Consider the following 21,231-nt stretch of genomic DNA (forward strand, 5'->3'; position numbering starts at 1 on the left):
CATGTTGCTGTCTGACCTTTCTGTTAAACGTCCGGTTTTTGCAACCGTACTGAATATTCTGCTGGTGGTTTTCGGTATCGTGGCTTTCACCATGCTGCCGTTGCGCGAATACCCGGACATTGACCGTCCCATAGTCTCTATTGATACAGACTACCCCGGAGCCTCTGCCGAAGTTGTCGAAACTCAGGTAACACAACTGGTCGAAGACCGCATTAGCGGCATAGAAGGCATTAAAAACATCAGCTCCAGTAGTAGTAACGGACGCTCCAGTATCAGCATTGAATTTAATCTGACTCGCGACATCGATGCAGCCTCAAATGACGTTCGTGAACGTGTTTCACGGGTGCTCGATAATCTGCCGGAAGAAGCTGACCCACCCGAAGTGTCAAAAGCGTCAAGCGATGAAAGTACCATTGTCTGGTATAACCTGCGCAGTGAGAGCATGTCGATTCTGGAGCTGACTGACTATGCGGAACGATACATCGTTGACCGCCTCTCGGTTGCCGACGGTGTTGCGCGGGTCGTCATTGGTGGCGATCGTCGTTATGCCATGCGCGTCTGGCTGGATCGTGATGCAATGGCCGCAAGGCAGGTAACGGTAACTGACATTGTTAGCCGTTTGCGTGAAGAGAACGTTGAGCTGCCGGCGGGTGAAGTCGAGTCAACGGACAGAGAATTCTCGGTTCGTATGGCGCGTGCTTATCTATCGCCGGAAGACTTTAAAAACCTGGTGATACGACAAGGCGACGATGGTTATTTAGTCCGTTTGGGTGAGGTTGCCCGGGTAGAACTGGGTGCAGAAGATGATAAAACCGACTTCCGTGGTAACGGCGTTAACATGGTTGGTGTGGGTGTCATTAAGCAGTCGAAAGGTAACACCCTGGACGTGGTGAAGAACGTTCACCGGGAAATGAAAAAAATTCAGGAAACCCTGCCTGAAACCATGTACCTGGCACCCAGTTACGACTCATCGATATTCATTCAGGGCTCAGTTGATGAAGTTTATAACACTCTGGCTGTGGCGATGGCGCTGGTTATTGTCGTTATTTACCTGTTTTTAGGGAATATAAGGGCAACCATAGTGCCGGCCTTGACAGTACCTGTGGCTATTATCGCTTCCTACATGGTGCTATTTGCGCTGGGCTTTTCCATCAACTTGTTAACCCTGCTGGCGCTGGTACTGGCAATTGGTCTGGTGGTTGATGACTCCATTGTGGTATTGGAAAACATTTACCGCCGTATAGAGGAGGGAGAGCCTCCTATTCTGGCGGCTTACCGTGGGGCCAGAGAAGTAGGCTTTGCGGTTATTGCGACGACTCTGGTACTGATTTCTGTATTTGTACCTCTGGCTTTCTTAGACGGAAATATCGGTAAGCTGTTTACTGAGTTTGCTCTTGCCATAGCCGCAGCGGTTGCTTTCTCCAGTATTGCCGCACTGACGTTAACACCAATGCTGAGCTCTAAAATACTGAGTAAAAAAGAGCGTACCAGTAAATTTGGCAAGGCTTTTGATGCCACTTTCAACTGGCTGGAACAAGGCTACCGCCGTGTGCTTGAGAAAAGCGTGAAGCGCCCCATGATGGCGATAGTGCTGGTGGTGATGTCGGGCGTTGTTGCGTTCGGATTATTCAGCTTTATTCCCCAGGAGTTTGCGCCACCTGAAGACCGAGGTACTTTCTACATTCAGGTGCGCAGTGCCGAAGGAGCAAGTTTTGAGTCCAGCTCCAGACATATGGATGAAATAGAGCAAATTCTTCTGCCTTACATTGATGAAGGCAAGATTGACCGTTTGATTGTTCGTGCGCCAGGCTGGGGTGGTAGTGCAGGTATTGCCATTGTTGGCGCTGTTCCGTTTGATGAGCGCGACTGGTCAAGTTTTGATCTTATGGAAGAAATGCGCTCTCAGCTGGACTCGGTTGTCGGCGTTCAGGCATTCGCCTTTATGCGTAGCGGCATTAGTGGCGGAGGCGGCCGGCCAGTCGAGTTTGTGTTGCAGGGGAATACCTATGAGCGCTTAGCGGAGTTTCGTGACATTGTGATAGAAGAAGCCTCTACGAACCCCGGGTTGCAGAATCTGGACAGTGATTATAAAGAAACTCTGCCACAGCTATTAATTCAGGTAGATGAAGCCAGTGCTGCCGACCTGGGCGTGTCGGTGCAGGACATTGGTATTACCTTGCAGTCTGTGTTAGGTCAGAGACGAGTGACAACCTACCTTGACCGGGGCGAAGAGTATGACGTGATGCTGGAAGGTGAGAAAGCGGATTACCGTAGCCCCAGCGCTATCGATAATATCTATGTTCGCTCACGCAAAAGTGATGAATTGATTCCGCTTTCTAACCTTGTAAGCATTACTGAGCAGGCGACGTCAGCCCGGCTGAACCGGTACAACCGCATGCGGAGTGTCACCATTGAGGCGAATCTGGCTGAAGGCTATTCACTGGGTGAAGCATTAAGCTATCTGGAAGGCGTGGTGCAGGAAAAACTGCCGGAAGACGTTTCAATTGATTACAAAGGTGAGTCTCAACTGTACAAAGAGAGTGGCAGTTCAATCGTCTTTGTTTTCGGGTTGGCATTGGTCATCACCTTCCTGGTTCTGGCAGCGCAGTTTGAAAGCTTTATTCACCCATTGGTTATTATGCTGGCTGTGCCAATGGCTATAGTTGGGGCTTTACTGGCGCTGTATGTAACCGGAATGAGCATTAATATATACAGTCAGATAGGTATTGTGATGCTTATAGGTCTGGCCGCGAAAAACGGTATTCTCATTGTTGAGTTTGCGAACCAGTTGCGTGACTCTGGTATGGAGTTCAAAGAAGCGGTGCTTAAGGCCGCACAGCAGCGTCTACGACCTATTGTGATGACAGCCTTCACGACCTTAATGAGCGCCATGCCATTGATTCTGGGCTCTGGTCCGGGAGCAGAAAGCCGTATGGTTATTGGTACGGTTATTTTTGCCGGAGTTGCCGTGTCAGCGTTTTTGACGTTATTTGTGATTCCTGCTCTGTATATTGCACTAGCGAAGAATACCAGCTCCCCTATGGCAATTACGCGTAAGCTGGAGTCTTTACAGGAAGATTACCCAGACCATCATAGTTGATGGTCTGCGGCGTTAATAATGAAGAATAGGTTCGTTGCCGGCAGTGGTCAGGCCGGCAACAACGTTTTGCGCATAACTTGGGTGATTGGTAAAAATACCGTCGACGCCCATTGCATGTAGTTCTTCAATATCGTGTTGCCCATCCACTGTGTAGACATAAACTTGTAACCCCCTGCGATGACCATCTGCCACCAGTTCCGGAGTGACAAAGTCGACAGCGAAATGAGCTGAGAAGGCTTTGAGCTCTTCTGCAAAGTAACAATAGCTCAAAGGGCAGCTGGCGCTTAGCGCTCCAATTTTAATTCCGGGACGACGCTTTTTAAGGCGTTGTAACCAATGATGGTTAAAAGAAGACACCAGTAGCTGTTCTGGTTTGAAATTGGAGTTTTCCAATGCGTAATCAACATCCAGCAGAAGCTCTTTAGTGGGTACGTCGCCTTTAAGCTCGATGTTGACATGACAATGTCCGTTAATATGAGCTAAAGCTTCACGCAGTGTGGGTATAGACTGCTGACCAAAAACTTTCAGGTGTCGAATTTGTTCTGCGGTTAAATCTTTTAATCTGCCCGGGGTGGCTGTCAGGCGCTCTAAATACCGGTCGTGAAAGACAAAACGCTCACCGTCAATGGCGTAAACATCCAGCTCTATGCCATGCACTCCGCTGTCCATTGCACGCGAGAACGCGGCGAGCGTATTCTCCGGGGCCTCATAACTGGCCCCTCGGTGAGCCCATAAAATCAATCGTCGCTCTCTTTTATTTCTGCCATCACTTCACCCATGCGGGTTATTGACTGAGGTTTAAGGTCATCGTCAAACTCAATGGCGTCTTTAGCAAAGGTCAACACAACGGTCGAGCCCAGTTTAAAGTGCCCCATTTCCTCACCCTTTTTAAGATGTATAGCAGAGTGGCCCGAGGTTGGATATGACCAGCTTTGAATGCGCCCGCCGGTAGGAGGCGTTATGGTACCGGACCATACAGTACCGATACTGGCAACAATTGTAGCGCCAACCAATACCAATGACATGGGGCCAACTTCGGTATCAAAAATGGCAACCACGCGCTCATTTCGGGCAAAAAGGTTAGGGACATTAGCCGCCGTTAACGGGTTAACGGAGTACAAATCACCTGGCACATAAATCATTTTTTTCAGCACGCCGTCGCAGGGCATATGAATGCGATGGTAGTCTTTCGGCGCCAAATAAATAGTCGCGAATTTACCGTCAACAAAAGGTTTCGCGTCTTCTTCATTGCCTCCCAGTAATTCCTGTAACGAATAATCGTGGCCTTTGGCCTGAAAAATACGTCCGTTTTCAATGTCGCCCAATTGGCTGACAGCACCATCGACTGGATGAGCCAGTTCGCTCTCGCTGGCCTCTAAGGGTCTGAGCTCAGGTTTTAAATGGCGGGTAAAAAATTCATTAAAGGTTTTATAAGCTGTTGGCGATTCTTCAATGGCTTCACTCATATCAATTTTATACTGTCGGATAAACCAACGGATAAACAGCTGAGTAAACCATCCGGCACGCGCCGCAGCAAACTTTCCAACTAAGCGGGAAATTAAATGCTTAGGCATGACATGCTGGAAGAAGATTTTGACTTTATCGGTCTTAGCCACAGTTATTTACCTCGAATTGCCCGACTGGGCTTTTGTGTTTTCATAGTCTCAATAATGCGATGATAATTAGAAAGACGCCAGTCATGCAATTGATTGTTGCTGACAGCTTCCTGTAATGCACAACCCGGGTCGTCTGCATGTTTGCAGTCACGGAATTTACAGCCGCCTAAATAGTCGCGAAAGTCCACATAGCAACGAGCTATTCGCTCGGGTTCCAGATGCCACAATGAAAACTCCCGAATTCCAGGAGAATCAATCAGTGCACCGCCTTGCTTTAAATCATACCAAGTAGCAACCGTGGTTGTGTGCTGTCCTAATCCTGAATTATCGGACACGAAATTCGTCTCGGCGTTCACGTCAGGTAACAGCTGATTGACCAGCGAGGATTTGCCTACCCCGGACTGTCCAACCACAATAGAAATACTGTCTTTTAGCATGTCCTGCAGGGCATCCAGACCATCTTGAGTCGCGCTGCTGACGTTAAGGACTTTATAGCCAATACTTTCGTAGTCTTGTAAGCGCTGCTGGATATGGTTGCGCTCTTCTTCGTCTATTTCCGGCAGTAAATCGGCTTTATTCAGGACAATAACCGGTTCTATGCCAATGTCTTCGCAAGCGACTAAGTAGCGATCGATAATCGGGGAGGAGAAGCTCGGCAATACGCTAGAGATAATAAATATCTGGTCAATATTAGCGGCAACCGGTTTAAGACCGTCGTAGTAGTCGGGACGAGAAAGCAAGCTGTCGCGTTCCTGAACGGCAACCACAACACCCTGCATTCCTTGTTGCTCAACCGAAGATCTGGACCATAAAACACTGTCGCCACAGACCAGGCTACTGATAACTCTGCGAATATGGCAGCGATAGGTGTTTCCCTGCTCGTCACGGATATCGGCATGTTGGCCGAAGCGGCTTATAACGCGACCGGGTTCCGGTGCATTAAGCTGGCTGTCAGTCCACTCTATATCGGTGTTTTTCAGTCGCTTTTTCTGATTGACTGATACTTGCCGTTGCTGACCTTTGTTAAGACGTCTGCGTTTTACCAAGCCCGTTAACCTGTTGTCGTGCTAGAAATGACGCTATCATACAACAAATTGTATTGAGAGAGCAGGGTAATGACCGAGGACAATAAGAAACAACGCTTAATTTGGATTGACCTTGAAATGACAGGTCTGGAGCCTGATGAAAATCACATTATTGAAGTGGCTACCATAGTCACCGATGCCGAGTTAAACACTCTGGCCGAAGGGCCTGTTATTGCGGTTCATCAGCCACAAAAGTACCTGGACAGAATGGACGACTGGAACGTAAAAACGCACACCGGCTCCGGTCTGGTTGAGCGGGTAAAGGGGAGTCAGCACGACGAGCGCAAAGCGGCTGCAGAGACCATTGAGTTTTTAAAGCAGTACATTGATGCTGGCGTATCGCCAATGTGCGGTAATAGTATCTGTCAGGATCGCCGTTTTCTGGCAAAACATATGCCTGAACTGGAAGCCTTTTTCCATTACCGGAATTTAGATGTGAGCACATTAAAAGAGCTGGCTAAACGCTGGAATCCGGAAGTTGCTAATAGCTTTAAAAAATCAGGTGCACATGAGGCTTTAGCGGATATTCGGGAGTCTATTGGTGAACTGAAACATTACCGGGAAAACTTTTTACGACTTTAATCGGTATTAGAATTTATTGCTCAACCAGGCTGGAAGAAATATGAAACCAAATGAAATGTCGAAAGCAAAAAGTGTAGGCGATAAAGTCGTACTGGTTCTGACAATGGGGTTTATTATCCTGTTTTTGGGCTTGTCACTTTGGAATATTGAGCTTACGGCAGCTTCCATAGAAACGGGTTTCGCCTGGACGGCCAAATACTTAGGGTCGTTCTTTCAGACTTTGCTAATACTCACGTTTTTCATAGCCTTAGGTATTGCGCTTAGTCGTTATGGAAAAGCCAGAATTGGAGCAAGGTCTACACCTGAAATTAGCACTTTCCGCTGGCTTTCAATGATTCTTTGTACATTGCTTGCAGGCGGCGGTGTTTTTTTCGCGGCGGGAGAGCCTGTCTATCACTTTCTGGTGACTCCACCTGTTAGCCCTGCGGAAGCCGCCACACAAAATGCGATTGCACCAGCTTTGGCTCAAAGCTTTATGCATTGGGGGTTTTTAGCGTGGGCGGTTTTAGGGTCACTCTCTGCAATTGTGCTGTCCTACTCCCATTATGTTAAGGGCAAGCCCTTGCAACCCCGAACCTTGCTTTACCCTGTTTTTGGTGAAAGAGCACTGAAAGGCGTTTTCGGGAGTGTTATAGACTCATGCTGCGTCATTGCCGTTGTTGCCGGAACCGTGGGGCCAATTGGTTTTCTGGCGACGCAAGTGAGTTTCGGGCTGAGTGAGCTGTTCGGCGCGACGGATGGCTTTGCGTTGCAGCTTGTTATTCTTTTGTGCCTGGCTGCAATTTACATGATTTCAGCACTTACGGGGCTACACAAGGGAATTCAGTTTCTTAGCCGAATGAACGTATTTCTGGCTATAGCCATAGCTGCTGTTATCGTGATATTCGGACCAACACTATTTTTGGCCAATAGCTACTTGCAAGGAATGGGGCAGTATATTGGTTCATTTTTCGAAATGGCAACAATGACAACGAATACCGCACCCGACTGGTGGATGAAATGGTGGACAGTCTTCTTTTTTGCCTGGTTTATTGGTTACACACCGTTGATGGCGGTATTTGTGGCGCGAATCTCTCAAGGCAGAACGATTAGACAAATGGTTTTATCAGTGGCGGTTATTGCGCCGATTGCGACAACACTTTGGTTTACTCTGCTCGGCGGCTCAGGCATCTTCTATCAGCTCGAAGGTGTGTTCGACTTAACGGAGCCTTTGACCAACTTTCAGTTTGATGTAGCGACGTTGACCGTCGCACAGGCATTACCTGGCGGTAAAATAATGGCTACGGCTATTTTGCTGTTAACAACAATATTTGTAGCAACTACCGGTGACTCAATGAGTTATTCAATCGCTATGGTTGGCGCCGGCCATGATGAACCTCAGCCTTGGGTTCGTGTTTTTTGGGGTGGGGCTATGGCGGTTATGGCGGCCGTTTTACTATATATGGGAGCTGGGCAAATTAGTGTTCTACAGCAGTTTATTGTTATTACGGCATTGCCGGTGTCGTTAGTGATATTACCCACTTTATGGACCGGGCCTCAGACCGCGAAAGCTATGTATGAGGAACAGTCCCAATGAACACCTGACTAAATCTTCTACAAATAGAGATGTTTTTCCGAAAAAATATTGACGAATGCGGCGTAATGGGTAGAATACACGCCGCACTGACGAAGCGGGAATAGCTCAGCTGGTAGAGCACAACCTTGCCAAGGTTGGGGTCGCGAGTTCGAATCTCGTTTCCCGCTCCAACGTCAGTCTTTCCACCAGAAGTACCAATACGCGGGAATAGCTCAGCTGGTAGAGCACAACCTTGCCAAGGTTGGGGTCGCGAGTTCGAATCTCGTTTCCCGCTCCAAGTTTTAATCGCTAGTACGTTTAAATTGAATTTAATACGCACCAGCGACTAAATGTTCTGAATCTTCGTTTGCTAACTCTTCTTCGAACTATCCACAAACATAGCAATAGCACCATCACCTGTAATATTACAGGCGGTACCGAAGCTGTCTTGTGCCATGTACAAGGCTATCATTAAGGCGATAGCGGTTTCGCCGAAGCCCAGCATTGAACCCAATAGGCCAACCGCTGACATAACGGCGCCGCCGGGCACACCTGGTGCGGCTAACATGACAATGCCAAGCATTAAAATAAACGGCAGCATGGTAAAGAAACCGGGAATGGCCAGCGAATTATGCAGCACCATAACCGCGACCGCACAGCTGACAATGGTAATTGTGGAGCCGGCTAAGTGAACGGTAGCGCAAAGTGGCACGGTAAAGTTGGCTACGTCGTTATCGACTTTGTTTTTACGCACGCTTTGCAGGGTGACCGGAATAGTGGCCGCGCTCGACATTGTGCCTAATGCGGTAAAGTACGCTGGCAGCATATTCTTGATTAAAAACAGCGGTGAACGACCGGTTTTTATACCTGCCATAATGTACATAGAGGTAATGTAAACCCAGTGCAGGGCAACGGCGAGTATCAGTATTACACCAAAGGTTTTCAGGGTGTTAAATACCGTGCCTGCAACAGCCATTTCAGCAAAGATACCGGCAATATATAGCGGTAGTAATGGAATAATGACTTTAACCAACAGCAGCTCGATAATGTCACGGCCCTGGTCCGATAGCTTTTTCAAACTCTCTGCTTTGGTACTGGCAATGCCCAGTCCAAATATGAAGGCTAAAACCAGGGCTGACATGACTTCCATAAGTGGTGGAACCGACAGCTCAATAAAGGGCTCGATAGTGGCTTTGGCTTCGGTAGAAACACTTTGAGCATCGGTGGTCAGCCAGGGCACGACAAGGCTGGCGGCGAAAAATGCAACAATACCCGCGATGACGGTAGAGGCATAAGCAATACCTAAGGTTTTCCCCAGCATTTTTCCGGAGTTGCTTGGTAAGCTGGCAATACCGCTGGTAATGAAGAATAAAATAAGTAATGGGATAGTGAAGAATAACAACTGACCGAACAGAGCTTTAAAGGTCAATAACAGTTGGCTGACCCACTCGGGCATATATAGCCCAATGAGAATACCGGCGACAATACCCGCAACTAGCTTAAGAATTAATCCCCTAATACTCGACTCTTTTTATGAATGTTTTTACGAATGGAGGCCTGCTGTTTTAGGCGCTATCTAAGCCTTAGCTAATTAAAGCAAGCCTTTTAAATGCGCAACCACGCTGCGGCCTAAAGCGCTGAGATTATACCCGCCTTCGAGCGTAGATACGATACGGCCGTCGCAATGATTATCGGCAATTTCTTTAAGCTTGAGGCTTATCCAGTGGTAGTCTTCTTCTTTTAGTAAGAATTGCGACATGTCGTCTTCGGCGTGGCCGTCAAAGCCAGCAGAAATCAGTATGAGTTGTGGTGCAAAGTCATCTAACGCCTTAAACCACTGTTGGCTAACGGCTTCTTGCCATTGTGGGCCTTTGCATCCTGCGGGTAAGGGAACGTTGTGGATATTGTCTGCGCTGGTGTCTTCGCCGGTAAAGGGGTAAAACGCCTGCTGAAAAGACGAACAAAATAAAATGCGTTCATCGTTCTGAACAATGTCTTCTGTTCCGTTACCGTGATGCACGTCAAAGTCGACAATGGCAACGCGTTCAAGTCCGTGCGTTTCCAGAGCATGATAAGCGGCAATAGCAACATTATTGAACAGGCAGAAGCCCATCGCTTTATCGCGAGTGGCGTGGTGTCCGGGAGGCCGAACGGCGCAAAAGGCCTGTTTATTGTAAGTGGTCAGTACATCATCCACTGCATTGATGGCGGCTCCGGCAGCCTTCAGGGCGGCGCTTTTACTGCCTGTGGTTACTAAGGTGTCCGGATCAATCCACTCGTGGTCGTACTCCGGAATTTGCGCGAAAACAAAGTCGACATGCTCTTTGGTGTGAGCTCTGTAAATAGCCTCCAGAGGCGCGTCGGAGGCGTCTTTTCTGACCAGCACAAAGTCCATTCCGGAGCGAATCAATTGGTCGTTAATGGCCGCTATGCGAGCCGGGCACTCCGGGTGTTGTTCATCAGGAATATGCTCCAGGCAATCTGAGTGACTAAAAACAACGATAGACATAGCTAGTCTGCGTCCTCGTTCAGCTCGAGTTTCAGCAGCACTTCTCCGGGCTCTTCACTGGGTAGGCGCTTAAAACCTCCGCGCTCAAACACGCTTAGCATGGGCTTGTTAGCTGCCAGAACATAGGCCTGCATACTGTCCAGCTTGCGCTCTTTGGCAATACGGATCATTTCGTCTAGTAACATCCCCGCCATGCCGCGCCCCTGATATTTCTCACGGGTAACAAAAGCCACTTCACAGCTATTTTGAGACTCAATGAAGTAGTAACGTCCTACGGCCTGAATTTGAACCGCTGAGCCCTTTTGGTGAACAATACACAGAGCCAGGTCTTTGGATTGATCAACGCTGACCAAATTGCAGGATTTCTCCCGGGTCATGTTGGTGGGCACTGCGTTGTATCGTAGCTGCAGAGTTTCTTTGGTATGAGAGTAGAAAAACTCCTGCAATCGTCGTTCATCCGATGGATACAGTGGTCTTAAGTCAAAAGACTCGTTATTAATTTTTAGCTTTTTAAAGCCGATGTCACCAAGTTCAGGCACATCGACAGGGGTTTGTTGCTGGTAGTTGGGCACCCAGTAGTGTTTGCGTACTTCCTGTAACAGATGGCTACGGAATTTAGGGTGGGCAACACGAATCAGCTCTAATGCGCGTTCGCGGATACTTTTCCCGCGCAGCGACGCCACCCCAAATTCGGTTACGACATAGTGCACGTGCCCTCGTGTGGTGACCACTCCGGCTCCTTCACGAATAAAAGGCACAATGCGCGATACCTTACCGTCTTCGGTGGTTGATGGCAGGGCAATGACGGGCTTACCACCTTTACTTAAGGAAGCGCCACGACTGAAGTCAACTTGCCCGCCAATACCGCTGTAAAACTGATGTCCTATGGAGTCGGAAACAATCTGTCCGGTTAAGTCCACTTCAATGGCGCTGTTAATAGCTACGAGTTTGTCGTTGCGGGCGACATTGGCCGGCGAGTTAACGTACTCGCTGGGGTAAAAGCCAACGTGGGGGTTGTGATCAACAAAGTCATACAACGCTTTAGAACCCATACAGAAGCTGGTGACGATTTTATTCGGGTGGAAGGTTTTTTTCCGGTTGTTGATAACCCCTTTGAGCATAAGGTGCATAACATCATCAGTGATAAGCTCACTGTGAATGCCAAGATCTTTGTGATTGCTCAGGTAACGCAGTGCCGCCGCGCAAATAGTGCCCACACCAATTTGCAGAGTAGCGCCATTTTCAACCAGCAAAGCAATGTACTGGCCTATGCGCTCAATGATTTTATTATTTTCCAGGCTCGGTGGTGCCAGCTCCGGTAGTGGTGCCGCATGTTCCCAAAAATGATCAATCTGATTCGTGTGCAGAAACGACTGACCATAGGTAACCGGCATATTAGGGTTAACCTGAGCTATCACTGTATTGGCAGACTTAGCTGCCGCCGCAACCACATCAACCGACACGCCCATAGAATGGTAGCCGTACTTGTCGGCGGGACTGACCATAATTAAGGCCGCATCCAGCGGAAGAATTCCGTTACTGAACAAATTCGGAATGTCGGAAATGAAGCTGGGGGTGTAATCTGCGCGTCCTTCGTTAACCGCCGTTCGTACCGTATCGCCACCAATAAAAAAGGTGTTTACCTTAAAGAGTTGTTGATACTGAGGACCTGCCCACTTGTTATCAGACAGCGTCATTAACTGCACAATTTCAATATCGTGCAGGTTTTTCGCATTTTCTATCAGGTCATCAATAAGAGCCGTAGGCACTGCCGCGTGCGAACCTATAAAGATCCTCTGCCCGGACTTTAGTATTTTTGACCAGTCTAATTTTGTCTTTGTCATAGCACTGTTTTACCGCAGTGAGGTGTTTTGTGCAATCCTCTAAAGTGAGATAGACTCAGCGGTTAAATTACCGTCAAACGGACATGCTTCCCATGCAAAATAAAAACAATAAATGGGTTACTCATAAATTTAACTTTTCTGTTGTCTCCGGGGAATAGGAATATTTATGTTGAAACTGTCTAACTTTGGGCCGGGCGCCCTGGTCGCTGCGGCTTTTATTGGTCCGGGTACGGTGGTTACCGCATCATTAGCTGGCGCTAATTTCGGCTATGCACTGCTGTGGGCATTGCTATTTTCCGTTGTCGCCTGCGTCATTTTGCAGGAAATGTCTGCCCGTATTGGGCTAGTCACTCAAGCTGGTCTGGGCGAGAATATTCGTAATAATTTAACCTCTGGCTGGCTTCGGTGGCTGGCGTTGTTGCTCATTTTTAGTGCTATTGCTATTGGCAATAGTGTCTATCAGGGGGGCAACCTTTCCGGGGCTAGCCTGGGTGCAAGCGAACTGCTTGGACCGGTACCTGTACTTGATGTCTGGCTGAGTAATGCCTGGGCGCTTGTCATTGGTATTATTGCGCTATTGATACTCTGGTCCGGGAATGCCCGCGTGATAGAGCGAGCTCTTATCGTTATGGTGCTGCTAATGAGCGTGGCTTTTATCGGTACGTTTCTATTAACAGACCCTGACTGGGGGGCGTTATTCACTGGTACCTTTGGTTTTTCCATGCCTACCGGAGCGACTTTAACGGTCGTGGCTTTAATTGGCACAACCGTGGTTCCTTATAATATTTTCCTGCATGCATCCAGTGTTTCAAAAAAGTGGAAAACGGCAGAAGAACTGCCTGCCGCGCGGCGTGATCTCTTCCTATCTATTCCTTTTGGTGGCCTTATTTCTATGGCCATTGTGGCTACGGCCGCCTCGGCTTTTTTTGGTCAGAAAATTGAGATAGAAAGCGCTGGCGACCTGGCTGAATCTTTAAGACCATTGTTTGGAGACGGAGCCACCTACTTAATGGCAATAGGGTTGTTTGCGGCGGGTATTTCGTCGGCAACAACAGCGCCGTTAGCCAGTGCTTATGCACTCTGTGGGATTATGGGGTGGTCGGTTAATTTACGCAGCAGAGCTTTTCGAATTATCTGGTTCACGATTCTGGTAATTGGCATTATTATTTCCAGCGTTGGTATCAAGCCAGTTACCGTTATTTGGTTTGCACAGGTGGCTAATGGTATTTTGCTGCCCGTGATAGTCGGCTTTCTCTGGTGGCTTTGCCAAAGCCCTTTGCTGGGAAAATATCGTAACTCACTGCTGCAAAACATTTTAGCTGCAATTATTTTTCTGATTTCTGTGGTGTTAAGTGGCAGAAGTCTCGGTTCCGCTTTTGGGTTTTGGTAAAAGAATTCTGAGAATTTTTATTGACAAAATTCTGAGTTAGCTCTATATCGTCTTTGTCGTATACAACGACAGACTTTTGTTTGGTTTTTAGTCTGTAGGAAGGGCTTACCCATGACCAAGATGACCCGTGAATTACTGTTAAAGAAACCGTTTAACGATTTCCGTAACTATCCTTATGGCTTTTCACGCTCCGGCGATTTTTCAATTCGTGAAAGCGATGCATTGACTCATTATGGTTGTTTGATTACAGCTATGCTGAACGGTGAATTTAAGCCGACGTTGAAAGAAGACATTGAATTACTGGCCGCGTGTAAAGGCGAACAAGCTCCGGTTAGTACTGTAGAAAAAGTTTGGGCCAAATATCAGGCACGAATTCATCGGCCTAAAGTTGCCAGTATGTATGGTCGGGGGAAATTTGCTGATGACACTTTCAGTTCAGCCTCGGACACCGAAGATGACCTTATTGTTGAGGACTGATTTGGCGTAAACGTCTCGGTTTTTGGCGGTGGCACATGTAGCAATGACTGCCGTCAGATTGTTTCGCTTCTTTTTTGGCTTCACTGGCCAGCAGTGCGACATCGTGATGCGATAAACACTCGGAAGGGTCAGGCTGAACGACTCCTATAGCGAGCCCCAGTAAAGGGTAAAAAACCGGCGCGCCGTTTCGGGATAGCGCTTTTATCCCCCCTAAAGCAACGTGTTCCTGATGATAAAAACGGGTAATATCCTGCTCGAAATCCCTGATAATTTTATTACATTGTTGTTCGGTTTGTTCTTTATCTGTGTCTTTGAAAATGGCGACAAAGTCGTCCCCGCCAATGTGACCAATGAAATGACCGTGTCTGAATAATTGCTTTTGCAGTATCTGCGCCAGCCATTTAATAATTTGATCGCCCTGTTCGTACCCATAAATGTCGTTGTAGGGCTTAAAATGGTTCAGATCAAAATAGGCTACGTGAAATGGGCGCGCCCGGGAAAGCTGATCTTCAATAATCTGGTTAATGGCCACGTTGCCCGGTAGTTGGGTTAAAGGGTTGGCATGGCGTGCATTGTTAACTTTTAATTCGGTTATTCTGCGCAACAGGTTTTTAATGGATGCCACACCATAGTAAACATCTTTTTTGGTCACAATAATGTGCTGATAAATATCGACTTCATCGTTATCGGTAATAAGCTGGCTGACTTCTTCCAGCGACGTTTGCCAGTCAACAGAAAGAGGGTGCTCGTTCATAATGTAAGAAACCGGCTTATTGGCATAAAGCGCATGACCGTAGGAGCCGGAAAAAAGCTCCATAATCTTTTCTCTTCGAATAATGCCTGCAACTTTCTTCTCATGGATAACGGGCAGGGAAGATAACGTTTTGTCCTGTGTAAAGGTATCAAGTACTTCAGATGAGCGAGTCTGGGCAGAAACGCAATGGACGGTATCAACCACACTGGCGATAGTGCTTTGATAGTTTAATGCGACATGATGATTTGGTAGCAGCAGCGTAGGTGGAACCTCCAAAACTGGGAAAAGTGCAGGCCTGCCAAGCAGAAATCCCTGACAATAGTTGACTCCCATAGCCTGCAGTTGCTCGAGTTCATCAGGTGTTTCAATGCCTTCCACGATAACCTTTGTGCGAAGACTGGTGGCCAGCGATAAGATACTTTGTACAAATTCTCGTTTTACTGAGGATGTTTCAATAGAATGGATAAAGTATCGATCTATTTTTACATAATCAGGACGCAATTCTGACCAGAGTTTCAGACCTGAATAGCCGGCACCTAAGTCATCAATTGCTATCATAAAGCCCAGTTTCTGATAGTGAATAATAGCGTGTTTTAAGTTCTCGGTGTCTTCAATTGGATAGCGCTCAGAAATTTCGATAACGATTTGTTCCGGCGCTATGCCGAATTGCTGAGACAAGCGTAAGGTTGAGCCATGAGGGTGGCTGTCGTCCTGCAACACGTTAGGGTTTACGTTAAGAAACAGCTTTCCCTGCATTGCGTTTTTTTGAAACGCTTCCATAGCTGCCGAGCGGCAGGCAAGCTCCAGTTCAGATAGCAACTGTACCTGGCTGGCCAGAGAAAACAGGCGATCCGGGAACTCAAGTGGGTGGCTCTTGGGGCCGCGAATAAGAGCTTCGTGACCAATAACAATTCCGCGGGAAGTGTCCATAACAGGCTGGAATAGAGGATAAAGCTGTTTTTCCTGAATAAGGCTTAACAGCTCTTGAGTTAAATCAGATCCTGACATGGAACCTCCTGTTACAGCACAACATAAAAGCTTAGTTTTATTTTATGACAGTGCTATGACAGGAGGTAAGTATTTATCCCTCGCGTTTAATGGCGCGGTGGGCGATATCCGTGCGGTAATACGCGTTGTTCCAGCTCACTTGATCAACCAGTTGATACGCCAGTTTTTGTGCTTCTGTAACAGTGTCACCCAAAGCCGTACAACACAAAACTCGACCACCACTAGTGACCACCTTGCCATTATCCATTTTAGTACCGGCGTGGAATACCTTCTGGTTTTCAGGTGCGTGATCCGGCAAACCGTGAATGACGTCACCTTTTGCATAGCTTTCAGGGTATCCACCCGCGGCCATAACCACGCCAACTGCGGCGCGTTCGTCAAAGTCGATAGGGGCCTGATTGAGCTTACCATCAATTGCCTGTTGGCAAAGCTCTACCAAATCAGACTTTAACCGCATCATAATAGGCTGAGTTTCTGGATCGCCGAAGCGGCAGTTATATTCCAGTACTTTGGAGGTGCCGTCTTCGGCTATCATTAAACCTGCGTACAGAAAGCCTTTATAAGGCGCACCTTCTGCAGCCATTCCGTCTACTGTGGGCTTAATAACATGGCGCATAACCCAGTCATGGATGGCCGGAGAAACGACCGGAGCCGGCGAGTAAGCTCCCATACCACCAGTATTTGGACCTTTGTCACCATTATCGCGAGCTTTATGATCCTGGCTTGAGGCAAAAGGTATGGCATGTTTACCGTCAACCATTACGATAAAGGAGGCTTCCTCGCCACGTAAAAACTCTTCGATAACCACGCGGTGACCGGCATCGCCAAAACGGTTACCGGCCAGCATGTCGTCGATAGCGGCATCAGCCTGTTCCTGGCTTTCGGCAATAATAACGCCTTTGCCAGCGGCCAGTCCGTCGGCCTTAATGACAATAGGAAGACCCTTTTCAGCGACATAAGCTTTAGCAGGCTCAACCTCGGTAAAGTTTTGGTAATCGGCGGTGGGTATGTTGTGACGCTGCAAAAAGTCTTTGCTGAAGGCCTTAGAGCCTTCTAACTGTGCAGCCTTTGCGGTGGGGCCAAAAGCCGCCAGTCCGGCTTCGTTAAAGCGGTCAACAATACCTGCAACTAATGGCGCTTCCGGCCCGACGATAGTCAGCTCTATACCTTCCTTTTTGGCAAAGTTAAGAAGACCGTCGATATCTTCGGCACCAATGGCAACATTTGTCAGGTTTGGCTCGCGCTCTGTACCTGCATTACCGGGTGCAACATACACGCTGTCAACTTGACTTGATTGCGCTGCTTTCCACGCCAGAGCGTGCTCACGGCCTCCGCCGCCAACGACCAGTACTTTCATAAGGTTAGTTGTATCCTGTTAGTCTGTAACGGGTTTTTGAAATTTTAAAGTGAAGCGATCACTTTCACCAATGGCTTCATATTTTTCTTTATCTTCATCACCCAGAGTAAGGGTTGGCGGTAAAGTCCAGACACCTTTAGGATGATCGGCTGTATCTTTCGGGTTTGCGTTAACTTCACTGCTTGCGACAAACTCAAAGCCGGCTTGTTCGGCTAAGTCTATAACCCAGCTTTCTTTCACATAACCTGAGTCTTTAAAAGCTTCTGCATCTGCTGACTCGGGCAAGCGATGATCAACGATACCCAGCATGCCGTTAGGCTTTAATGTCTGATGAAAGTGACGGAAAGCTTGCAGCACGCCTTCTTCACCTTCCTGCATGTACCAGTTATGCAGGTTACGGAACGTTAATATACGATCCGCACTTCTGGGTGGCGCTATATCGGTGTCTTCACCTGGCGCGAATTCGGTTAATTCGACGTTCCCGTAAACCGGGTTCGTGGTGAGTTTTTCTTTAAAGTTTTCCAGTGAACGCTGGTAATAGTCACTGTCTGAATTTTCCGGGAAGTGAGCTGCGTATAGCTGCCCTTCGTCGGCAAGGTAAGGTGCCAGTATTTCAGTGTACCAACCGCCGCCCGGCCAAATTTCGACGACCGTCATGCTTGGCTCTAATTCAAAGAACTCTAAGGTTTCTTTGGGATGACGAAATTCGTCACGAGCCTGATACTTGTCAGTACGTGATTCATGGTCAACAGCGGCTTGCAAAGAGTCGGCTTCAGGAGCCGGCGAACAGGCGCCAAGGACGCTTGCTAGTGCAATGGCGGAAACAGAAGTTATTATTTTTTTCATACTATCACCTGTAGAGTTGAGAACTAGCCTATAAGACTAGCCCCCAAACGTTACTGACGCAATGCTGCAATTATCAGCAAAGGTGCTTAGTGACGGAAATGTCTCATGCCGGTAAAGACCATCGCAATACCGTGTTCATTGGCAGCAGCAATGATCTCTTCGTCGCGGATAGAACCGCCTGGCTGAATGATAGCGGTTATACCGGCTTCAGCTGCGGCGTCAATGCCATCACGGAATGGGAAGAAAGCATCTGACGCCATGACCGAACTCGGTACGCTGAGGTTCTCGTCCGCGGCTTTAATTCCTGCAATTTTGGCACTGTAAACCCGGCTCATCTGGCCTGCACCAACACCTATGGTCATACCGTCTTTGGCATAAACAATGGCATTAGACTTAACAAACTTAGCGACTTTCCAGCAGAACAATAAGTCAGTCATCTGTGCTTCGGTTGGCTGTTTTTCGGTGACGACTTTCAGATCGTCCTGAATGAAGTCCTGGTTATCGGTGTCCTGTACCAGTAAACCGCCGTTGACGCGCTTGTAGTCCAGTTGCTCAACAGTATCGGACCATTCGCCGCATTCCAGCAAACGGACGTTCTTTTTGCCGGCAACAGCAGCCTTCGCGCTTTCACTGACGCTCGGAGCGATAATAACTTCCACAAACTGACGCTCAACAATAGCGGTTGCGGTTGCTTCATCCAGCTCGCGGTTAAAAGCAATAATGCCACCAAATGCGGAGGTTGGGTCGGTTTTAAAGGCGCGGTCATACGCGTCGGTAATAGATTCACCTATTGCAACACCGCACGGGTTTGCGTGTTTAACAATAACGCAGGCTGGTTCAACAAAGCTTTTTACGCACTCAAGTGCCGCGTCTGTGTCGGCAATATTGTTAAAGGACAACGCTTTGCCCTGAATTTGAGTGGCGCTGGAAACTGTCCCTTTTGGTGCATTGCGCTCAGTATAAAATGCGGCCGACTGGTGCGAGTTCTCGCCGTAGCGTAAGTCCTGCTTTTTCGATACTTGCAGGTTTAATGTGCGCGCGAAGTCGTTTTCGCTAAGCTGCTTACCAAGATAATTTGCAATCATGCCATCATATTGAGCGGTGTGCTCAAATGCTGCTACCGCTAAGTCAAAGCGAGTGCTGTGGCTGACCCCATTGTGCTCATTGAGCTCAGCAAGCACGCGCTGGTAGTCATTGGCATTTACAACAATGGTCACGTCTTTGTGGTTTTTAGCGGCTGCCCGAACCATGGTCGGACCGCCAATATCGATATTCTCAATAGCGTCTTCGAGAGAACAGCCTTCTTTAGCAACTGTTTCAGCGAAGGGGTACAGGTTTACTACAACCATATCGATAGGAGCAATATTTTGCTCCTGCATAACATTCTGGTCGACATCGCGGCGACCTAAAATACCACCATGAACCTTAGGGTGCAGTGTCTTTACCCGCCCACCCATAATCTCTTCCTGACCGGTATGTTCAGAAACATCAATAACGGCAATGCCTGAGTCACGAAGCAGTTTGGCTGTACCGCCTGTAGAGAGAATTTCAATGTTCTTTTTAGCTAAAGCTTGAGCGAACTCAACAATACCGGTTTTATCAGAAACACTGATTAAAGCGCGTTGGATTGGACGGGTTTCCATTGTTTTGCCTTTCTATACTGAGTTAACTTACGGGGAGGTTAATAAAAAAAGGGCGCCAAAAGGCGCCCAAAAAACTTCTTAATTCATGCCGTATTTTTTCAGCTTCTTGCGTAAGGTGCCGCGGTTAATGCCTAACATTGTTGCGGCGCGGGTTTGATTACCCCGGGTGTAAGTCATGACTTCTTCAAGTAACGGTGCTTCTACTTCAGATAGCACTAACTCGTAAAGTTCTTCAGGATCCTGACCATCAAGCTGACGCAGAAAACTGTTCAATGCTTGTTTTACGGAATCACGCAGTGGCTTTGGCTGTGCGTTATTGCCGATAGTGGTTAGGGGAGATACGTTCTCACGACTAGGGTTTTGATCAAACATAATGCGCTTATCTCTTCTCTACAGTGACAAAATAATCTTCAAGTGCCTTAAGTTGCTCGCTGGCATCCTCAAGACGATTAAATGTTTGCCTGAATTCATCATTGCTGGCTTTTTCTTTTAAATACCAACCAACGTGTTTCCGGGCGATTCTGACACCCTGGTAACTGCCGTAAAATTCGTGCAGTTTGCCAACGTGATGAATAACGGTCTCAGCCACTTCGGTTAAGGACGGCGGGCTTAGCTCCTGTCCTGTTTCAAGAAAATGAGCAATTTCCCGAAACAGCCAGGGGTTACCCTGCGCGCCGCGACCAATCATAATGGCGTCGGCCCCGGTGTACTCTAAAACCTGTTGAGCCTGCAGTGGTGTACGAATATCGCCGTTAGCCACTACCGGGATAGAAACAGCCTTCTTAATTGCCCTTATGGTGTCGTATTCGGCAATGCCTTTGTACATGCAGGCACGAGTACGACCATGAATGGCAAGAGACTGAATACCGCAACGTTCTGCCAGCTGCGCTATATCAATACCGTTTCTGTGTTCAGGATCCCAACCGGTTCTGGTTTTCAGTGTTACCGGAACGTCAACAGCTGCAACCACAGCTGTTAATATCTCTTCTACTAACTCGGGATGTTGCATAAGCGCCGAGCCAGCCATCTTCTTATTTACCTTTTTCGCCGGGCAGCCCATATTTATGTCAATAATCTGCGCACCCATACTCACATTCACGCGCGCTGCTTCGGCCATTAATGCCGGTTCCGAGCCCGCTATCTGCACAGCACGAATGCCCAGCTCTCCCGAATGATCCATGCGCTGCCTGGATTTATCGGTTTGCCATACCTTAGGGTTACTGGACAGCATCTCTGATACTGTAAGCCCAGCCCCCGTGCTGTAACACAGCTGACGGAACGGCTGATCAGTAACTCCAGCCATGGGAGCTAATATGACCTGATTGTCGAGTTGATATGGACCAATCCGCATCGGTTAAAAACTACTCAGCGAAAGGGTGAGGAATTTTAGGGAATTTGCGCAATAAAGAAAAGGCTATTTATTACGCAATTTGAGTCTTTTTTTCATTTTTTACTATTGACAAAG

The 21,231-nt window shown here is 47.9% G+C and carries 17 protein-coding genes and 2 tRNA genes; 7 read left to right on the forward strand and 12 right to left on the reverse strand.

Going from position 1 to position 21,231, the window contains the following annotated elements:
• Position 1 precedes the first annotated feature (1 nt).
• Positions 2 to 3,100, forward strand: a complete 3,099-nt coding sequence (locus ACN0TF_RS08960; RefSeq protein WP_417441646.1) for an efflux RND transporter permease subunit — start codon at positions 2 to 4, stop codon at positions 3,098 to 3,100.
• Between the two features lie 12 nt (positions 3,101 to 3,112).
• Here the strand turns inward: ACN0TF_RS08960 and ACN0TF_RS08965 are convergent, their stop codons facing one another.
• From ACN0TF_RS08965 to rsgA, 3 genes are read right to left on the reverse strand one after another with little or no spacing between them, the layout of a single operon-like run.
• Entirely contained in the window at positions 3,113 to 3,841 is a 729-nt protein-coding gene (locus ACN0TF_RS08965) for a glycerophosphodiester phosphodiesterase (protein WP_034822597.1), read from the reverse strand.
• A complete protein-coding gene (asd, locus tag ACN0TF_RS08970; RefSeq protein ID WP_417441647.1) occupies positions 3,838 to 4,716 on the reverse strand; it encodes an archaetidylserine decarboxylase in 879 nt (292 codons plus the stop codon). The genes ACN0TF_RS08965 and asd overlap by 4 nt, the downstream gene beginning before the upstream one ends.
• Positions 4,717 to 4,718: 2 nt before the next feature.
• Positions 4,719 to 5,762: a small ribosomal subunit biogenesis GTPase RsgA gene (rsgA, locus tag ACN0TF_RS08975; RefSeq protein ID WP_417441648.1), complete on the reverse strand. Its 1,044-nt coding sequence runs from the start codon at positions 5,760 to 5,762 to the stop codon at positions 4,719 to 4,721.
• A 69-nt stretch (positions 5,763 to 5,831) separates the two neighbouring features.
• On the opposite strand from rsgA, the gene orn reads away from it, so the two are divergent.
• The 4 genes from orn (at position 5,832) to ACN0TF_RS08995 (ending at position 8,236) form a co-directional block, all read left to right on the forward strand.
• Positions 5,832 to 6,383 (forward strand): oligoribonuclease, encoded by a 552-nt coding sequence (gene orn, locus ACN0TF_RS08980; RefSeq protein ID WP_417441649.1) that lies wholly within the window; start codon positions 5,832 to 5,834, stop codon positions 6,381 to 6,383.
• 40 nt (positions 6,384 to 6,423) lie between these two features.
• On the forward strand, positions 6,424 to 7,959 hold the full coding sequence (locus ACN0TF_RS08985; RefSeq protein WP_417441650.1) for a BCCT family transporter: 1,536 nt from the start codon (positions 6,424 to 6,426) through the stop codon (positions 7,957 to 7,959).
• Positions 7,960 to 8,053: 94 nt separating this feature from the next.
• Positions 8,054 to 8,129, forward strand: a tRNA-Gly gene (locus ACN0TF_RS08990).
• Between the two features lie 31 nt (positions 8,130 to 8,160).
• Positions 8,161 to 8,236: transfer RNA gene (locus ACN0TF_RS08995), tRNA-Gly, on the forward strand.
• A 72-nt stretch (positions 8,237 to 8,308) separates the two neighbouring features.
• Here the strand turns inward: ACN0TF_RS08995 and ACN0TF_RS09000 are convergent.
• The 3 genes from ACN0TF_RS09000 to ACN0TF_RS09010 all read right to left on the reverse strand — a co-directional run bounded on the left by ACN0TF_RS09000 (position 8,309) and on the right by ACN0TF_RS09010 (position 12,291).
• Positions 8,309 to 9,394: a dicarboxylate/amino acid:cation symporter gene (locus ACN0TF_RS09000; RefSeq protein WP_417441651.1), complete on the reverse strand. Its 1,086-nt coding sequence runs from the start codon at positions 9,392 to 9,394 to the stop codon at positions 8,309 to 8,311.
• A 135-nt stretch (positions 9,395 to 9,529) separates the two neighbouring features.
• A complete protein-coding gene (locus tag ACN0TF_RS09005) occupies positions 9,530 to 10,447 on the reverse strand; it encodes a histone deacetylase family protein (RefSeq protein ID WP_417441652.1) in 918 nt (305 codons plus the stop codon).
• A gap of 2 nt (positions 10,448 to 10,449) precedes the next feature.
• Positions 10,450 to 12,291 carry a GNAT family N-acetyltransferase gene (locus ACN0TF_RS09010; protein ID WP_417441653.1) on the reverse strand — a complete coding sequence of 614 codons (1,842 nt, stop codon included), beginning with the start codon at positions 12,289 to 12,291 and terminating at the stop codon, positions 10,450 to 10,452.
• Positions 12,292 to 12,457: 166 nt separating this feature from the next.
• Here ACN0TF_RS09010 and ACN0TF_RS09015 point away from each other — a divergent pair, with 166 nt between their 5' ends.
• Together ACN0TF_RS09015 and maoP are read left to right on the forward strand one after the other, a co-directional pair.
• Positions 12,458 to 13,681 carry an Nramp family divalent metal transporter gene (locus tag ACN0TF_RS09015; RefSeq protein ID WP_417441654.1) on the forward strand — a complete coding sequence of 408 codons (1,224 nt, stop codon included), beginning with the start codon at positions 12,458 to 12,460 and terminating at the stop codon, positions 13,679 to 13,681.
• A 111-nt stretch (positions 13,682 to 13,792) separates the two neighbouring features.
• Positions 13,793 to 14,158 (forward strand): DUF413 domain-containing protein, encoded by a 366-nt coding sequence (gene maoP / locus ACN0TF_RS09020; protein ID WP_272988573.1) that lies wholly within the window; start codon positions 13,793 to 13,795, stop codon positions 14,156 to 14,158.
• Here maoP and ACN0TF_RS09025 read toward each other — a convergent pair.
• The 6 genes from ACN0TF_RS09025 to dusB form a co-directional block, all read right to left on the reverse strand.
• Positions 14,142 to 15,920: a bifunctional diguanylate cyclase/phosphodiesterase gene (locus tag ACN0TF_RS09025; RefSeq protein WP_417441655.1), complete on the reverse strand. Its 1,779-nt coding sequence runs from the start codon at positions 15,918 to 15,920 to the stop codon at positions 14,142 to 14,144. The two genes, maoP and ACN0TF_RS09025, sit on opposite strands and share 17 nt — an antisense overlap.
• Positions 15,921 to 15,993: 73 nt before the next feature.
• Entirely contained in the window at positions 15,994 to 17,277 is a 1,284-nt protein-coding gene (gene purD / locus ACN0TF_RS09030; RefSeq protein WP_417441656.1) for a phosphoribosylamine--glycine ligase, read from the reverse strand.
• Positions 17,278 to 17,295: 18 nt separating this feature from the next.
• The gene (locus ACN0TF_RS09035) at positions 17,296 to 18,123 is read right to left on the reverse strand and encodes a class I SAM-dependent methyltransferase (RefSeq protein ID WP_417441657.1); all 828 of its coding nucleotides are present in this window, start codon (positions 18,121 to 18,123) and stop codon (positions 17,296 to 17,298) included.
• Positions 18,124 to 18,209: 86 nt separating this feature from the next.
• Positions 18,210 to 19,766 (reverse strand): bifunctional phosphoribosylaminoimidazolecarboxamide formyltransferase/IMP cyclohydrolase, encoded by a 1,557-nt coding sequence (gene purH, locus ACN0TF_RS09040; RefSeq protein ID WP_417441658.1) that lies wholly within the window; start codon positions 19,764 to 19,766, stop codon positions 18,210 to 18,212.
• A 78-nt stretch (positions 19,767 to 19,844) separates the two neighbouring features.
• A complete protein-coding gene (gene fis, locus ACN0TF_RS09045; protein ID WP_011235515.1) occupies positions 19,845 to 20,138 on the reverse strand; it encodes a DNA-binding transcriptional regulator Fis in 294 nt (97 codons plus the stop codon).
• Between the two features lie 7 nt (positions 20,139 to 20,145).
• On the reverse strand, positions 20,146 to 21,117 hold the full coding sequence (gene dusB / locus ACN0TF_RS09050) for a tRNA dihydrouridine synthase DusB (RefSeq protein ID WP_417441659.1): 972 nt from the start codon (positions 21,115 to 21,117) through the stop codon (positions 20,146 to 20,148).
• Positions 21,118 to 21,231 lie beyond the last annotated feature (114 nt).

The sequence above is a fragment of the Idiomarina sp. genome (assembly GCF_048265525.1).
GTDB lineage: Bacteria > Pseudomonadota > Gammaproteobacteria > Enterobacterales > Alteromonadaceae > Idiomarina.

Bases quoted from the DNA above. Each gene is read 5' to 3' on its own strand.
- ACN0TF_RS08960 (WP_417441646.1), top strand. From the start codon at position 2: ATGTTGCTGTCTGACCTTTCTGTTAAACGTCCGGTTTTTGCAACCGTA.
- orn (WP_417441649.1), top strand. From the start codon at position 5,832: ATGACCGAGGACAATAAGAAACAACGCTTAATTTGGATTGACCTTGAA.
- ACN0TF_RS08985 (WP_417441650.1), top strand. From the start codon at position 6,424: ATGAAACCAAATGAAATGTCGAAAGCAAAAAGTGTAGGCGATAAAGTC.
- ACN0TF_RS09000 (WP_417441651.1), bottom strand. From the start codon at position 9,394: ATGCCCGAGTGGGTCAGCCAACTGTTATTGACCTTTAAAGCTCTGTTC.
- ACN0TF_RS09005 (WP_417441652.1), bottom strand. From the start codon at position 10,447: ATGTCTATCGTTGTTTTTAGTCACTCAGATTGCCTGGAGCATATTCCT.
- ACN0TF_RS09010 (WP_417441653.1), bottom strand. From the start codon at position 12,291: ATGACAAAGACAAAATTAGACTGGTCAAAAATACTAAAGTCCGGGCAG.
- ACN0TF_RS09015 (WP_417441654.1), top strand. From the start codon at position 12,458: ATGTTGAAACTGTCTAACTTTGGGCCGGGCGCCCTGGTCGCTGCGGCT.
- maoP (WP_272988573.1), top strand. From the start codon at position 13,793: ATGACCAAGATGACCCGTGAATTACTGTTAAAGAAACCGTTTAACGAT.
- ACN0TF_RS09025 (WP_417441655.1), bottom strand. From the start codon at position 15,920: ATGTCAGGATCTGATTTAACTCAAGAGCTGTTAAGCCTTATTCAGGAA.
- purD (WP_417441656.1), bottom strand. From the start codon at position 17,277: ATGAAAGTACTGGTCGTTGGCGGCGGAGGCCGTGAGCACGCTCTGGCG.
- ACN0TF_RS09035 (WP_417441657.1), bottom strand. From the start codon at position 18,123: ATGAAAAAAATAATAACTTCTGTTTCCGCCATTGCACTAGCAAGCGTC.
- purH (WP_417441658.1), bottom strand. From the start codon at position 19,766: ATGGAAACCCGTCCAATCCAACGCGCTTTAATCAGTGTTTCTGATAAA.
- fis (WP_011235515.1), bottom strand. From the start codon at position 20,138: ATGTTTGATCAAAACCCTAGTCGTGAGAACGTATCTCCCCTAACCACT.
- dusB (WP_417441659.1), bottom strand. From the start codon at position 21,117: ATGCGGATTGGTCCATATCAACTCGACAATCAGGTCATATTAGCTCCC.